This window comes from Protofrankia sp. Cas8, assembly GCF_963555845.1.
Classification (GTDB): Bacteria; Actinomycetota; Actinomycetes; order Frankiales; family Frankiaceae; genus Protofrankia.
In genome coordinates this window covers 56,801-71,527 of record NZ_CAUVXI010000003.1, presented here as the reverse complement: position 1 = coordinate 71,527, position 14,727 = coordinate 56,801, and the positions used below count along the sequence as shown (strand labels likewise).

General features: G+C 66.0%; 12 protein-coding genes and 2 tRNA genes. 13 read left to right on the top strand and 1 reads right to left on the bottom strand.

The annotated features are described in order from the left end of the window. Nucleotides 1–94 precede the first annotated feature (94 nt). A complete protein-coding gene (locus U9977_RS01400; RefSeq protein ID WP_322747294.1) occupies nucleotides 95–469 on the top strand; it encodes a VOC family protein in 375 nt (124 codons plus the stop codon). Between the two features lie 116 nt (nucleotides 470–585). On the opposite strand, the gene U9977_RS01395 is transcribed toward U9977_RS01400, so the two are convergent. Continuing rightward, nucleotides 586–659, bottom strand: a tRNA-Gly gene (locus U9977_RS01395). Nucleotides 660–703: 44 nt separating this feature from the next. Between U9977_RS01395 and U9977_RS01390 the strand changes: the two genes are divergently transcribed. From U9977_RS01390 to rodA, 12 genes are all read left to right on the top strand, one after another. Continuing rightward, nucleotides 704–776: transfer RNA gene (locus U9977_RS01390), tRNA-Pro, on the top strand. A gap of 56 nt (nucleotides 777–832) precedes the next feature. Continuing rightward, nucleotides 833–2,338: a trigger factor gene (gene tig, locus U9977_RS01385; protein WP_322747293.1), complete on the top strand. Its 1,506-nt coding sequence runs from the start codon at nucleotides 833–835 to the stop codon at nucleotides 2,336–2,338. Nucleotides 2,339–2,675: 337 nt separating this feature from the next. Further along, complete coding sequence (locus tag U9977_RS01380) at nucleotides 2,676–3,311, top strand: ATP-dependent Clp protease proteolytic subunit (protein ID WP_322747292.1); 636 nt, start codon at nucleotides 2,676–2,678, stop codon at nucleotides 3,309–3,311. A gap of 78 nt (nucleotides 3,312–3,389) precedes the next feature. Continuing rightward, a complete protein-coding gene (locus U9977_RS01375) occupies nucleotides 3,390–4,061 on the top strand; it encodes an ATP-dependent Clp protease proteolytic subunit (RefSeq protein WP_322747291.1) in 672 nt (223 codons plus the stop codon). Between the two features lie 532 nt (nucleotides 4,062–4,593). Further along, nucleotides 4,594–5,874, top strand: coding sequence for an ATP-dependent Clp protease ATP-binding subunit ClpX (gene clpX, locus U9977_RS01370; protein WP_322747290.1), 1,281 nt, complete (start codon nucleotides 4,594–4,596; stop codon nucleotides 5,872–5,874). Between the two features lies 1 nt (nucleotide 5,875). Further along, nucleotides 5,876–7,225 carry a folylpolyglutamate synthase/dihydrofolate synthase family protein gene (locus U9977_RS01365; RefSeq protein WP_322747289.1) on the top strand — a complete coding sequence of 450 codons (1,350 nt, stop codon included), beginning with the start codon at nucleotides 5,876–5,878 and terminating at the stop codon, nucleotides 7,223–7,225. A 170-nt stretch (nucleotides 7,226–7,395) separates the two neighbouring features. Further along, complete coding sequence (ndk, locus tag U9977_RS01360) at nucleotides 7,396–7,809, top strand: nucleoside-diphosphate kinase (protein WP_322747288.1); 414 nt, start codon at nucleotides 7,396–7,398, stop codon at nucleotides 7,807–7,809. Between the two features lie 460 nt (nucleotides 7,810–8,269). Beyond that, on the top strand, nucleotides 8,270–9,301 hold the full coding sequence (locus U9977_RS01355) for a rod shape-determining protein (RefSeq protein ID WP_013872948.1): 1,032 nt from the start codon (nucleotides 8,270–8,272) through the stop codon (nucleotides 9,299–9,301). 210 nt (nucleotides 9,302–9,511) lie between these two features. Continuing rightward, nucleotides 9,512–10,480 carry a rod shape-determining protein MreC gene (gene mreC, locus U9977_RS01350; RefSeq protein WP_322747287.1) on the top strand — a complete coding sequence of 323 codons (969 nt, stop codon included), beginning with the start codon at nucleotides 9,512–9,514 and terminating at the stop codon, nucleotides 10,478–10,480. A 17-nt stretch (nucleotides 10,481–10,497) separates the two neighbouring features. Next, nucleotides 10,498–11,019 carry a rod shape-determining protein MreD gene (gene mreD / locus U9977_RS01345; protein WP_322747286.1) on the top strand — a complete coding sequence of 174 codons (522 nt, stop codon included), beginning with the start codon at nucleotides 10,498–10,500 and terminating at the stop codon, nucleotides 11,017–11,019. 139 nt (nucleotides 11,020–11,158) lie between these two features. Then, complete coding sequence (mrdA, locus tag U9977_RS01340) at nucleotides 11,159–13,444, top strand: penicillin-binding protein 2 (protein WP_322747314.1); 2,286 nt, start codon at nucleotides 11,159–11,161, stop codon at nucleotides 13,442–13,444. A gap of 44 nt (nucleotides 13,445–13,488) precedes the next feature. Further along, nucleotides 13,489–14,712 carry a rod shape-determining protein RodA gene (rodA, locus tag U9977_RS01335; RefSeq protein ID WP_322747285.1) on the top strand — a complete coding sequence of 408 codons (1,224 nt, stop codon included), beginning with the start codon at nucleotides 13,489–13,491 and terminating at the stop codon, nucleotides 14,710–14,712. The last annotated feature ends 15 nt before the right edge of the window (nucleotides 14,713–14,727 follow it).

Genomic DNA, 14,727 nt, shown 5'->3' with positions numbered 1-14,727 from the left:
TACTGTCGGTATCCAATGATAGCGTTTCCGTACCCGTCGTGCAGAACGCGACGGCCTGTCGCAATCGGTGTCGCACTCGGTGAGGAGAAACGCGGTGGCTGGTGTCGCACGCTTGGCAGCGATCTCGCTGGACTGCTCCGAGCCCCATGCGTTGGCCCGGTTCTACGCCGCGTTGACCGGCGGTGAGATCGCTTTCAGCAGCGCGGACTTCGTCGCGGTCAAGGGGCCGGCTGTCTGGATCACAGCGCAACGGGTCCCGGACCATCGACCCCCCACGTGGCCCACGGGCGGCATCCCGCAGCAGGTGCACATAGAGTTCGCGGTCGAGGATCTTGAAGCGGCACAGACTCAGGCGCTTGCCATCGGCGCACGACTTGCCGACGAGCAGCCATCCCCGGACCGGTGGCGGGTACTGCTCGATCCGGCGGGGCACCCGTTCTGTCTGACGACTCTCGTGCCGTCGACCTGACGGCCGACGCACTGACGGCCGGGCACCGCGCCGTGGGGGTTCCAGGGGGCTCGGCCCCCGGGTTGGCATGGCGGAACGACCTGGTCCGGCGTATGTCGGACACGGCCCACCCAGAGTGGAGCGGGTGACCGGGATCGAACCGGCATGGCCAGCTTGGAAGGCTGGGGCTCTACCATTGAGCTACACCCGCGGCGCATCGCTTACACTACCCCGTAGGATAGTGAAGCAACGCCTCGGGGCGTAGCGTAGTGGCTAGCGCGCCTGCTTTGGGTGCAGGAGATCGGGAGTTCGAGTCTCCCCGCCCCGACCGGTACTCTCGGCGCGTCCATCCGATCCACCGCCGCATCAGGAGTTAGCCGCGCCGTGAAGGCCACCAAGGAGACCCTCAGTCCCACCCGGGTCAAGCTGACCGTCGAGGTGCCCTTCGACGAGCTCAAGCCGTCCGTCGACGCCGCCTACCGCAAGCTCGCGCGCGAGGTCCGGGTTTCCGGCTTTCGGCCGGGAAAGGTTCCACCGCGCATCCTCGACCAGCGCCTCGGCCGGGGTGTGATCCTCGAGGAGGCCATCCAGAACGCTTTGCCGCGGTTCTACACCGATGCCGTGCAGCAGGAGGAAGTCGACGTCCTGTCCCGGCCCGAGGTCGACATCAGTTCGTTCGCGGACGGTGCCCCGCTGGTCTTCACCGCGGAGGTGGACGTCCGGCCGGACATCTCGCTGCCCGACTACCACGGCCTTGAGGTCACCGTTGACGCGGTCGAGGTGACCGACGAGCAGGTGGACGAGCTGTTGACGACCATGCGTGAGCGGTCCGCCGTGCTCAAGCCGGTCGAGCGCCCGGTGCAGGCCGGCGACTTCATCTCGCTCGATCTGTCCGCGACCGTGGCCGGCGAGGTGATCGACGATGCCGAGGCCGCCGGCATGTCCTATGAGGTCGGCAGCGAGAGTCTGATCGACGGTCTGGACGCGGCGATCACCGGTGCCGGCGAAGGGGAGAGTCGCACGTTTGCGACCGAACTGCTTGCCGGCGAGCTCGCCGGCAGTGTGGCTGAGGTCACTGTCACGGTCCGGGGCGTCAAGGAGCGCGAGCTCCCCGAGCTCGATGATGACTTCGCCACGACGGCCAGCGAGTTTGATTCGCTCGCAGAGCTGATCGCGGACATCCGCGGGCGCCTTGTCCGTGAGGCCGAGATCGGCCAGCTCGGTCAGGCGCGCGAGCGCGTCCTCGACGTCCTGATCGAGCGGGTCGACGCACCCCTGCCGGATTCGGTCCTCGACGACGAGGTTGCGGCCCGCGAGCACCGTTTCGCCCACGAGCTTGAGCGGATGGGCGTTGACCGCGCTGCCTACCTGGAGACGCTCGGCCAGACTGACGAGGAACATCTCGCCGACGTGCGGCAGCTCGCGGCGAAGGCCCTGAAGTCGCAGTTCATCCTGGACGCTGTGATCAATGCCGAGCAGCTCCGGATCGATCAGGGCGAGCTGATGGAGCAGGTGATCAGCCGGGCGCAGCGCATGGGGGTGAGTCCCGACGTCTTCGCCCAGCAGCTGACCCAGGGGGACGGCCTTTCAGCGATCATGGCCGACACGCTGCGGAACAAGGCACTCACGTTCCTGCTGCGGCAGGCGACGGTCCTCGACCCGGCCGGAAGCGAGGTCGAGCTGGCGCTGCCTGCTCCGTGGGTACCGGGCGCTAGCGCGGCCGAGGACGCCGCAGTCGTGGAGGACGACCTCGACGACGATCTTGATAAAGATCTTGATGACGACCTCGACGACGATGTTGACGATGACGCCGACGGTGATCTCGATGCACCCGGTGGCATCAGTGCGGAGAAGGCGGGCGGGTCTACCGATCCCGCACCCAGCGCCTGAACTCTGGCGGCGGCGAACGACGAACCAGCGGCGGCCCCCGGACATCTCGTCCGGGGGCCGCCGCATTCCGACGGGCCAAAGGCGATGCGATCGTGGTTCTTCTCGCATCGCCGGCGGCCGAAGTCCCCGGATCGTCGGCGGGAGGGCGGGCCGGGCGGTCGGACGGCCCGCCGTTGATCGATTGCCCGGAATACCCGGATTGAGCGGCGCCGGGCTCGCTCGCCCTCACGCCCAGCGCGAACATCGAGCGCTAAGCCCCGGAACTGACTCGGGTCACAGATAGTGTCGAGCCGGTCAGATCAACCGTCGCCAGCGCGAGGAAGCCGAGGAGCTAACCGTGAGTGACATCGCAGCCCCGAGCCTGGTCGTCCCACAGCTGCGTTCGCCGGGGCAGAGCGGGGTCGGTTTCGACGAGCAGGTCTTCAACCGTCTGCTGCGCGAGCGGATCATTTTTCTGGGTTCGGTGGTGGAGGACCAGATTGCCAACGCGATCTGTGCCCAGCTGCTACTGCTCAACGCCGAGGACCCGAGCCGGGACATCTTCCTCTACATCAACTCTCCCGGTGGATCCGTCAGTGCCGGTATGGCAATCTACGACACGATGCAGTACGTGGAGAACGACGTGGCGACGGTTGCGCTCGGACTCGCCGCATCCATGGGACAGTTCCTGCTGTGCGCGGGTGCGGCCGGCAAGCGGTACTCACTTCCACATGCGAAGATCATGATGCACCAGCCGTCGGGTGGCATCGGTGGTACCGCGTCAGACATCGCCATCCAGGCCGAGCAGATGCTCTATACCAAGCGGATGATGCAGGAACGGATCGCATTCCACACCGGCCAGGCGATCGAGCAGATCGAGCGGGATTCCGACCGTGACCGTTGGTTCACAGCCGAGGAGGCCAAGGACTACGGGTTCGTCGACCACGTCGTGGCTCAGGCCCGCCAGGTCCCCAGCGAGGGCCCGGTCAGCTAGCCGCGTCCCGCGGACACCCGGCCGACACCGCCGACATCCGGCAACCGACCATCACCCGCCGTCGCGGAGGCACCCATCATGTACCAGCCGATTATTGGCCAGATCTCAGGTAACGGTCTGCCCGTCAGCCACTACGGGATCCCTCGGGTCATCGAGAAGACCAGCCGTGGCGATCTTTACCTTAATCCCTACGAGAAGCTGCTGCGGGAACGTATCGTCTTTCTCGGTATCCCGATCGACGACCTCTCCGCCAACGACGTGATGGCGCAGCTGCTGTTCCTGGAGTCCGAGGACCCCGACCGGGACATCTCGATCTATATAAACTCGCCGGGCGGATCCTTCACCTCGCTGACCGCCATTTACGACACGATGCAGTTTGTCCGGCCGGACATCCAGACGATCTGCATGGGCCAGGCTGCGTCCGCGGCGGCGGTGCTGCTCACCGCGGGGACGCCGGGCAAGCGTTTCGCGCTGGAGAACAGCCGGATCCTGCTGCACCAACCCTCCGGGCAGGGCGAGGGGCAGTCCAGCGACATCGAGATTCAGGCCAGGGAGATCCTCCGGATGCGTTCCCTGTTGGAGCGGATGCTCGCCCGGCACACCAAGCACACCGAGGAAGAGATCCGCCGCGACATCGAGCGTGACAAGATTTTCAGCGCGGCCGAGGCGCAGGAGTACGGCTTGATCGACGAGGTCATCCTGACCCGGAAGTCGTCGCAGTTGACGACCGCGCCGCCAGCGGGTCGCTAGGGCTTGTAGTGATTGGCCCAGCCGAAGGGTGCGCGATCATGGTTTTTCGCGCGCCCGGAGGCTTGTAGTGGTTGGCCCAGCCGAAGGGTGCGTGATCATGGTTTTTCGCGCGCCCGGAGGCGGCGGGGATCCGGCCTCCACCGCGGTTGCCGGGACGGGTGGCGCGTCCACGTTGTTCAAAGGTTCTATCCGGACGGCGTGGACGCGCAAGGACGTGGCAGGTGACCGTAGGCTGACCCACACGAGCCGCGCGATAGGGCTCTCACCGGGCGGCTTCAGGGGGTACGGTCCCCACGGGGAGACAGGCCCTTGCCCATCGCGGCCGGCGCAACGACAGAGCCGTCGGCAGTTTTGGGCAGCAGCAGATGTGGATATGCCGCAGATGTGGATATGCAGCCCGAAGCCGCTGGCGTCATGACGCAGCCGCTGGCGGCAGAGGGCAGGATGGTAACAGACAGGCGACGACCGGGCGGCCTGGCCGCCCCTGACCTGCAGGCGACACCATCGTCTGGACGAAGGGACTGAGTCCTCGGTGGCACGCATAGGTGACGGCGGTGACCTGCTCAAGTGCTCGTTCTGTGGCAAGTCCCAGAAGCAGGTGAAGAAGCTCATCGCCGGGCCCGGCGTCTACATCTGCGACGAGTGTATTGATCTTTGCAACGAGATCATCGAAGAGGAGCTGTCGGAGTCCTCTGATCTCAAGTGGGACGAGCTGCCGAAGCCGCGCGAGATCTATGAGTTCCTGGACGGCTACGTGGTCGGTCAGGAGCAGGCCAAGAAGACCCTGTCGGTTGCTGTCTACAACCATTACAAACGCGTTCAGGTGGGCGGTGGTGACAGCAAGGGTGATGTTGAACTGGCGAAGAGCAACATCCTCCTGCTGGGGCCCACCGGATGTGGTAAGACGCTGCTTGCGCAGACCCTGGCGCGGATGCTCAACGTTCCGTTCGCGATCGCCGATGCCACCGCGCTCACCGAGGCCGGATATGTCGGTGAGGACGTGGAGAACATCCTGCTCAAACTCATTCAGGCCGCCGACTACGACGTCAAAAAGGCCGAGACCGGCATCATCTACATTGACGAGGTCGACAAGATCGCGCGCAAGTCGGAGAACCCGAGTATCACCCGGGACGTCTCCGGCGAGGGCGTCCAGCAGGCGCTGCTGAAGATACTGGAGGGAACGACCGCCAGTGTTCCCCCGCAGGGTGGTCGCAAGCATCCGCACCAGGAATTCATCCAGATCGACACGACGAACGTCCTGTTCATCGTCGGTGGGGCCTTTGCCGGGCTCGATCGGATCATCGATTCGCGGATCGGGAAGAAATCGCTGGGGTTCCGCGCGGTCCTGCATGGCAAGGACGATCCGGATGTGGCCAACATCTTCACCGACGTCATGCCGGAGGATCTGCTCAAATATGGAATGATTCCCGAGTTCATAGGTCGACTGCCAGTGATCACCAGCGTGTCGAGTCTTGACCGGGAAGCGCTCATCCGCATCCTCACCGAACCGAAGAACGCTCTGGTGCGTCAGTACAAGAAGTTGTTCGAGCTGGATAATGTCGATCTTGACTTTACGGGTGACGCGTTGGACGCGATCGCGGACCAGGCAATACTGCGAGGGACTGGTGCGCGTGGGCTCCGAGCAATCATGGAGGAGGTCCTGCTGTCGGTCATGTACGATATTCCCAGCCGCAAGGACGTCGCCCGGGCAGTGGTGACCCGCGAGGTCGTTCTGGAGCATGTCAACCCGACGCTCGTGCCGCGCGACGTCGCCGCATCCAAGCGGGGTCCCCGCCAGGAGAAGTCGGCCTGACATGACAAGTCAGCCGGACACTGTCGTGGACGCCGACACGGCCGCTCTCATCCGGGTGAGCAGGGCGCTGGCCGAACGCTTCCCGCATCGGATGCTGCCCGATCTGGAACGCATGCGGGACCTGGTCGACCTGCTGGGCCAACCCCAGCGGGCCTACCCCTCGATCCATCTGACGGGGACCAACGGCAAGACCTCCACCGCCCGCATGGTGGATTCGTTGCTGTGCGCCTTCGGAATCAGACCCGGCCGTTACACGTCCCCGCACCTGGAGAGCGTCACTGAACGTATCTGTCTGGCTGGTCGACCCGCTCCGGCTGCCACCTTCACCCAGGCGTACGACGACGTCATCCCCTACGTTGAGCTTGTCGACAGCAAGCATCCCGAACGTGTCACCTTCTTCGAGCTGCTGACCGCGATGGCTTTCGCCGCTTTCGCCGACGCGCCGGTCGATGTCGGTGTCATCGAGGTCGGCATGGGCGGGACCTGGGACGCGACCAACGTGCTGAATGCGGCCGTGACGGTGGTGACCCCGATCTCTCTTGATCATCAGGAACTTGGTGCCACCCTCGACGCGGTGGCGGCGGAGAAGGCCGGCATCATTCACGCCGACGCGCTCGTCGTGCTCGGCCAGCAGCCGTTGGAGGCGGCGGAGGTGCTGCTGCGCCGGGCCGGCGAAGTCGGAGCGACGGTGGCGCGCGAGGGGCTGGAGTTCGGGGTTCTCGCTCGCGATCTTGCTGTTGGCGGTCAGAGGGTTACTATCCGTGGGCTTGGTGGTGTCTATGAGGATCTGTTGCTGCACCTGCACGGCGCGCATCAGGCTCACAACGCCGCGTGTGCGCTTGCGGCGGTCGAGGGATTTCTCGGTGGCGGTCGGGAGATTCTCGACCTCGCCGCCGTCCGCGCCGGGTTCGCGCAGGCCGATTCGCCAGGGCGACTGGAGATCGTCCGCCGCTCGCCGACGGTCCTGTTGGACGGCGCACACAACGTCGCGGGCGCACACGCGCTGGTCGCGGCGGTCGAGGAATCGTTCAGCTTCGATCACCTCGTCGGTGTCGTGGGGATGCTCGCGGACAAGGACGCGGCCGGCATTCTGGCTGCGCTGGAGCCCGTGCTGAATGCCGTGGTCGTCACCCAGAGCCGTTCGCCACGGGCCATGCCGGTGGATGATCTCGCTGCGATCGCTGTGGATGTGTTCGGCTCTGACCGGGTGGAGGTTGCCTCGCGTCTGGATGACGCTCTCGACGCGGGGGTTCGCCTGGCAGAGGAGGATTCCCACCTGGCCGGTGCCGGGGTGCTGGTGACCGGTTCCCTTGTGACGGTGGGGGAGGCCCGCCGTCTCCTGCGTCGCTGACCGGTAGGTTGCTAGTGGGCCAAAGGCGGCGCGATCATGTCGTTCGCGCGCTGCCGGCGGTCGTACGGGTCATGTCTGGGCCAAAGGCGGCGCGATGAGTCTTTCGCGCCGCTGGTGGCCGTATGGGCCTAATATCACGTCTGTCCATCTGAGTGACAAGAAGGAGTTCCGTGTCAGGCGAACGCACACTCGTGCTGGTCAAGCCCGACGGCGTGAGCCGTGGCCTCGTCGGTGAGGTCGTCGGTCGGCTGGAACGCAAGGGTCTGACCTTGGTCGCACTTGAACTGCGCACGCTGGAGCGGTCGGTGGCCGAGACCCACTACGCCGAGCACGCAGCTAAGCCGTTCTTTGGCGAGCTGGTCGACTTCATCGTTTCCGGCCCGTTGGTCGCATTGGTCGCCCAGGGGCCGCGGGCGATCGAGGCGGTGCGTGGCCTCATCGGCGCCACCGATCCGGTCAAGGCGGCGCCAGGATCCCTGCGTGGTGACCACGCACTGGAGATCGGGCAGAACCTCGTCCACGGATCCGACTCGCCGGAGTCGGCCAAGCGCGAGATCGACTTGTTTTTCCCGGGGTTGATCTAACTCCACGGCGAGATCCCGGGGCGAGATCGTGATCGGTTCGGCATTGAGGATCATGTGGTCGGTGATGTCGGACCGTTTGCCCGGACCGTTCGCCCGGATTTTTGCCCGGATTATCGAACACCGACGCTCCGGGCGCGCCCCTCGGTCTCCTCGGGTAGCATTCTCGTGACTCCGGGTGTTAGAACTGGTCGTACGGGTTGGGGCTGGCAGGCAGGTTGACCCGACATGGCGAGTGGACCGTCACACGTCATGGATCCCTCACCGGGACGGCAGGCTCGGTTAGCCCGGTTTAGGCTTTTGGTGTCTGCGGGAGCGTCTCTACTGGATTGCCGGACCACTGGATGGGGCTCATCGGGGAAGCAGTGGATACGCCCACGTCACGGACACCGCCTGCCTTACAACTCCAGCACGCCCAGCGTGCGCACCCAGACCGCACACCCGGGAAGGCCGGCATCCGACGATGTCCAGTTCGTTGTCGTTCCTAGGCCGTGACATGGCCGTCGACCTTGGCACCGCCAACACCCTTGTCTACGTGCGTGGTCGCGGGATCGTGCTGAACGAGCCCAGCGTGGTAGCGATCAACACCACCACCACGGGGATCCTCGCGGTCGGTACCGAGGCGAAGCGGATGATCGGCCGCACGCCGGGCAACGTGGTGGCGATCCGTCCCCTCAAGGACGGCGTCATCGCCGACTTCGACACGACCGAGCGTATGTTGCGGTACTTCATCCAGAAGGTCCACCGGCGGCGCCACTTCGCCAAACCGCGGTTGGTCGTGTGCGTCCCCTCCGGAATCACCGGGGTCGAGCAGCGGGCCGTGAAGGACGCCGGATATCAGGCTGGTGCCCGAAAAGTCTACATCATCGAGGAGCCGATGGCGGCGGCGATCGGTGCCGGGCTGCCCGTCCACGAACCCACCGGGAACATGGTCGTCGACATCGGTGGTGGGACAACGGAGGTGGCGGTCATCTCCCTTGGCGGGATCGTGACGAGCCAGTCCATCCGAACCGCGGGGGACGAGCTTGACACAGCGATCATCTCCTATGTCAAGAAGGAGTACTCGCTCATGCTCGGCGAGCGGACGGCGGAAGAGATCAAGATGGCGATCGGGTCCGCCCACAAGATGTCGGACGAGCCCAGCGCGGAAATCCGCGGCCGGGACCTGGTCTCCGGCCTACCCAAGACCATCGTCGTCACTGCCGAGGAGATTCGTAAGGCCATCGAGGAACCGGTGAACGCGGTGATCGATGCCGTCAAGGTCACCCTCGACAAGTGCCCGCCGGAGTTGTCCGGCGACATCATGGACCGCGGCATCGTCCTGACTGGTGGGGGAGCGCTGCTGCGCGGTCTGGACGAGCGTCTGCGCCACGAGACCGGGATGCCGATCCATATCGCGGACAATCCACTGCACTCGGTCGCCATGGGTTCCGGCAAGTGCGTCGAGGAGTTCGAGGCGCTGCAGCAGGTGCTCATATCCGAGCCTCGCCGTTGACCCGACCTGACGTCATCCGATCTGTTCAGATCGTACCGAGTGGGATGTCGATCGGCAGGAACACTGACCGGCGGTTCGCTCGTCCGATGTACTGACGCGGTTCCAGTTTGGCGTCGCCGGGCACCGCGATGCCCGAAGTGGCATCGTCGTCGACGGCGTTGGCACGGACGGCAGGGCCGTGGATGGAATTGCCAGGTATGGAGGCCGGCGGTGGGACGTGAGAACCGGCGCTCCCGGGTGGTCGTCATCGGACTGCTGGTCGTGGCGTTCATTCTGATCACAGTCGACTACCGCTCGAGCGACAGCTCGTCAGGATTGCGGGGCGCGCTGCGAGGCGGATTCGCAACGGTCGAGGGCGCTCTGACCGCCGTTACCCGCCCGATCGGGCGGACGGTGTCCTCCCTGGCGCACCCCAATCGTTACCAACGGCGTGCCGACGCACTAGCCGCGGAGAACGCCGACCTCAAGCGCCAGCTTGCCGATGACGCCGAGGTACGGCGGCAGGCCGCCGGGCTGGCCAACCTGCGGTTGCTCGCGGACAGGGGGCAGTATTCGATCATAGCGGCAAGGGTGATCGCGATTGGCGACATCACCGGGACCGAATGGTCGGTCACCGTCAACGCCGGCAGTGCGGACGGAGTCATGCCGGACAGACTGGTGCTCGACAGCGACGGACTCGTCGGGACCGTGCTGTCCTCGACCGCCCACACCGCGGTGATCCGCCTCGCCTGCGATCCCGCGAGTCACATCGGCGCCCGCTTGGAGGGTGCCCGGTTGCTCGGCGCAGTCGCTGGCACAGGTAGCCCGGACGCCTTGGCATTCACCCTCTACGACGCGACGCGCCAGGTGAAGGTTGGCGACCGGGTGGTCTCCTTCGGCAGTGCGGATTATGTCGGTGGGGTACCAATCGGCGTGGTCACGAAAGTCCTCGACATGAGCGAAGGGCTTTCACGGTCGGCCGAGGTGACCCCCTTCGCCGCCACTGGGTCACTCGACCTGGTCGGGATAGTCGTGGGAAAACTCCCGGCCGACGCGGGCGACCGGGTACTACCCCCGCGGCCTGTGCCCACGCCCGCATCGCCCGCATCGCCCGCATCGCCCGCATCGCCCGCCGCGCCACCCGCCAAGGTTCCGGTGACACCGGCTCTCGCCCCCGCGGCGACCGCTGCGGTCGGCTGAGGTTCGTCGTGTGGGACATGGGAACACGCGACGACGAAATTCGGGGTATGGCCGTCGTGGTCACCGTGATCGCGATGGTCGTTCTGATCGTTGTGCAACTGTCGGTCATAGCCGCACTCGATCTCCCGTTGGGGAGCCCCGACGTTGTCCTGATCGTGTTGACCTTTGTGGCGCTTGCGCGGGGACCGCTGTTCGGCGTGGTCGTCGGGTTCGCGGTCGGACTGATCGCGGACCTGCTTTCGACGCACGTTCTCGGCCAGACCGCGATGGTCTTCTGCCTGGTCGGCTACGGCGTGGGACTGGCCCACGGCGAGATCGGGCGGACGGCCCACGTCCCCATGGCCGCGGCGGCGGCCGCCTCAGCGCTGGGCACGGCCGGCCATGCGGCGGTGGCCGGCATTCTCGGCAATGCCAGCCTGGCCGGAACGCAGGTGCTCCTGCGCTCGGTCGGTGCCGCGCTCTACTCGCTGGTCCTGACCCCGTTCCTGTTCCCGCTGGTGATGGCTGGGATGCGGCGTCTGCACCGCGACCAACCGTGACCCGGCGGCCACGATGGGACGGCCACGATGGGATGGGTGGGACCATGAGGCGGCCACGATGAGACAGGTTGGACCATGAGATGGCGGCGATCATGAGACGGCGGCGACCATGAGGCGGCAGCGGTCCGGTGACGGGTCGCTGGACGACCGCGTCGGGATCAGGCTGGTTGTGCTGCGGGTTCTGGTCGTGTCGTTGCTCGTGACTCTTGGTGCTCGCCTGTGGGCTCTGCAGGTCCTCAACGGGGAGCACTACCGTCAGGTCGCGGAGACCAACCGGGTGCGCGACGTGGTTACACCCGCACCCCGCGGCCTGATCGTGGACGACCGGGGGCGTGCCCTCGTCCGCAACCGCACGTCGTTGGTCATCTCGGTGAATCGGTCGGTGACCGACCGGCAGAAGGACTCCGGGCGGGCAGTGCTGGAGCGCTTGTCAAACGTGATCGGTATGTCCGTCGCCGATGTCACCAAGCGCATCCAGTACTGCTCTGCCACCGTGAAGCCACCGTGCTGGAACGGTTCGCCCTACCAGCCGGTGCCGGTCGCCAAGGACGTCACCCCGAGCCAGGCGCTGGCCGTCATCGAACATCCCGACCGGTTTCTTGGTGTATCTGCTGAGCTGCAGGCTGTGCGCGAGTACCCCTACGGGGCGGTGGCCGCGCACGAACTGGGATATCTCAGCCCGGTCACGCAGGAGCAGCTCGACTCCGACGGTGGCCGGCACGGTTTCCACAACAACAGTCTGGTCGGTGTCGCCGGACTGGAATACACCTACGACAGCGCCCTGCGCGGCGCTGACGGGGTGCAGCGCCTTGAGGTCGACAGGTTCGGAAGGGTCGCGGGCACGGCCTCGTCCAGCGCGCCGCGCAGTGGCGACACCCTGGTCCTCTCGATCGATGCCGGTGTCCAGCAGGCAGTCGAGCAGACTCTGAAGAAAACCGTGGACTCCCTCGGCGGGCGCGCGCGTACCGCGTCCGGGGTCGTCCTGGACGCGAAAACCGGGCGTGTCATCGCGATGGCCAGCCTGCCCTCATACGACCCGTCGGTTTTTGTGGGCGGTATCTCCGAATCCGACTACCAGGCGCTGTCAGATCCAGCCAATGGCATTCCGTTGCTGTCGCGGGCATACCAGGGTTCGAGTGCGCCCGGTTCGACCTTCAAGGGCGTGTCCACCACCACCGTGTTGACCAACCTCGGCGCGTCGACGAGCGGCAACTACGACTGCGGGCCGTCGCTGCAGATCGGCTCCCAGACGTTTCACAACTTCGAGGGATCATCGGCCGGGCCGATCACCCTGCACCAGGCGTTGGTGATCTCCTGCGACGTCATCTTCGACAAGTTCGCCTATGACGCCTGGCTCGCCGACGGCGGACTTCGCAACGGCCGTGGCCCCTATCCTGCGGCCAACGAGTACTTCGTGAAGATGGCCCGGGCCATGGGTTTCGGCAGTAGGACAGGCGTTGATCTGCCGGGAGAGGCCGCCGGGTCGGTCGTCGGGCGTGACGGTGCGAAGGCGATCTGGACGCAGCTGAAGGATTCCTACTGTCGCCGGGCACAGAACGGCTACCCGGAGGTCGCCGATCCGACCAAGGCCGAGCGGTTCCGCCAGTACGCGGCCGAGGCATGCATTGACGGTTACCTGTACAACGGGGGTGCAGCGACCCAGTTCGCGATCGGTCAGGGCCAGTACCTCTCGGTCAGCCCGTTGCAGCTCGCGGTTGCCTATTCCGCCATCGCCAACGGCGGGACGGTGTACCAGCCGACGCTCGCCAAGGCGGTGATCTCGCCGGACGGCACGGACGTGATGCCCATCACGCCCAAGGTTGTCGGGCGGCTTCCGGTCGCACCCGAGACACTCGCCTATATCCGGGCCGCCCTGCACGGCGTGACCAGCGAGGCCGGTGGAACGGCCGCCGGTGTGTTCGCGGACTGGCCCAATGACACCATCCCGATCGCGGGTAAGACCGGTACCGCCGAAGTCGAAGGATCCAAGGACACGTCCTGGTTCGCGTCGTTCGCGCCCGCGAACGACCCGCAGTTCGTCGTGGTCGTGACCATCCCGGATTCCGGCACCGGTGCTGAGTATGCGGCGCCGGCCGTGAAGGCCATCTACCAGAGCATCTATGGCGTCGGGCGCGACGCGGCCCTGTCCGGCGGCGTGCCCCCGGCGGACCTGCCGAAGGTGGAGCAGGACGGGACGTTCACGCCGGCCGGCGCCCCGCCCGATCAGTCCGCTGTCCCGTCCACCACGCCTTCGGGTGGTGGTTCGGCTACCGGTGGCGCCGCGGCTGCGGGGCTCGCGCAGACCGGTGGGGTGGGCGTTCCCGCGCTCGCCGAGCGTGGTCCACCGCCGGCCACAGCGCGGGGCGAACCCGCCGCTGTGGACGCCGGTCGCGCTCCCGCACGCGTCGGGCGGGGACCGCCGTGACCGGTCGGTCCCCGCTGTTGTAATTGATCAAAGATGGAGCGCTCATGACGAGTCCGACGGCCTTGCGATCGTCCCCGGTCCCGCCGCGTGGTCGGATCGGGCAACTGCGCGACCGGGCGTCCGGGCGGCATTCGCCCCTGCGCCGGCTGGACTGGCCGTTGCAGATCGCCGTGATCGCGCTGTCGATTCTCGGCGGGCTGCTGGTCTGGTCCGCCACCCGGAATCGCGAGGCCGACAGTGGCGCAGACCCGCAGCTGTTCCTCAAGCGTCATCTGCTCAACCTGGCCATCGGGCTCGTTCTCGCGGGTGTCGCGACCGTGGTGGACTACCGTATTCTGCGGGCATATGCACCATTTGTCTACCTGGCATCACTGGTTGGTCTGGTCGCGGTCCTGCTGGTGGGGAGCACGATCAACGGTGCGCATTCCTGGATCGTGCTGCCGGCCGGATTTCAACTGCAGCCCTCGGAGTTCGCCAAGGTCGCCCTCATCGTCGGAGTGGCGATGATTCTCGGGGAGAAACACGACGACCGCGACACCGGGATCCGCCTCAATCCCGGCCACTGGGACGTGGTGGGAGTCCTGGGGCTGGCTGGTGTGCCGATGCTGTTGATCATGATGCAGCCGGACTTCGGTACGTTCATGGTCTTCGTGTTCGTCATCCTCGGCATGCTCGCGGTCAGCGGCGCACCGAGCCGATGGGTGATCGGCCTCATCCTTTTCGGCATTCTGTTCGGCGGGGCGATCCTGCAGTTCCACCTGCTCAAGCCCTATCAGGAGGCCCGCCTGACCCAATTCGTCCAAAGTAACCAGAACGCCTCGTCCACCGGATACAACGTCGACCAGGCCATGACGGCGATCGCCAACGGCGGCGTCACCGGCCGTGGGTTGTTCCATGGCACGCAGACCCAGGGTCAGTTCGTGCCCGAGCAGCAGACCGACTTCGTGTTTACGGTGGCCGGGGAGGAACTGGGCTTTCTCGGCGCCGGCGGCGTCCTGCTGCTACTGGGGCTGGTGCTGTGGCGGGCACTGGCGACGGCCTTCGACTCGGGTGACTCCTTTGGAGCGATGATCGCAACGGGTGTGGTGTGTTGGTTCGCCTTCCAGATGTTCGTCAATATCGGGATGACGCTGGGGATCATGCCGGTAACGGGGTTGCCGCTACCGTTTCTCTCCTATGGCGGATCGTCGATGTTCGCGAACCTGTTGGCGGTCGGACTGCTGCAGAATGTCCGGTTGCGGGCCCGTTCCGATCCTTACGCTCTGTGATGCCGCCGCGGGGGG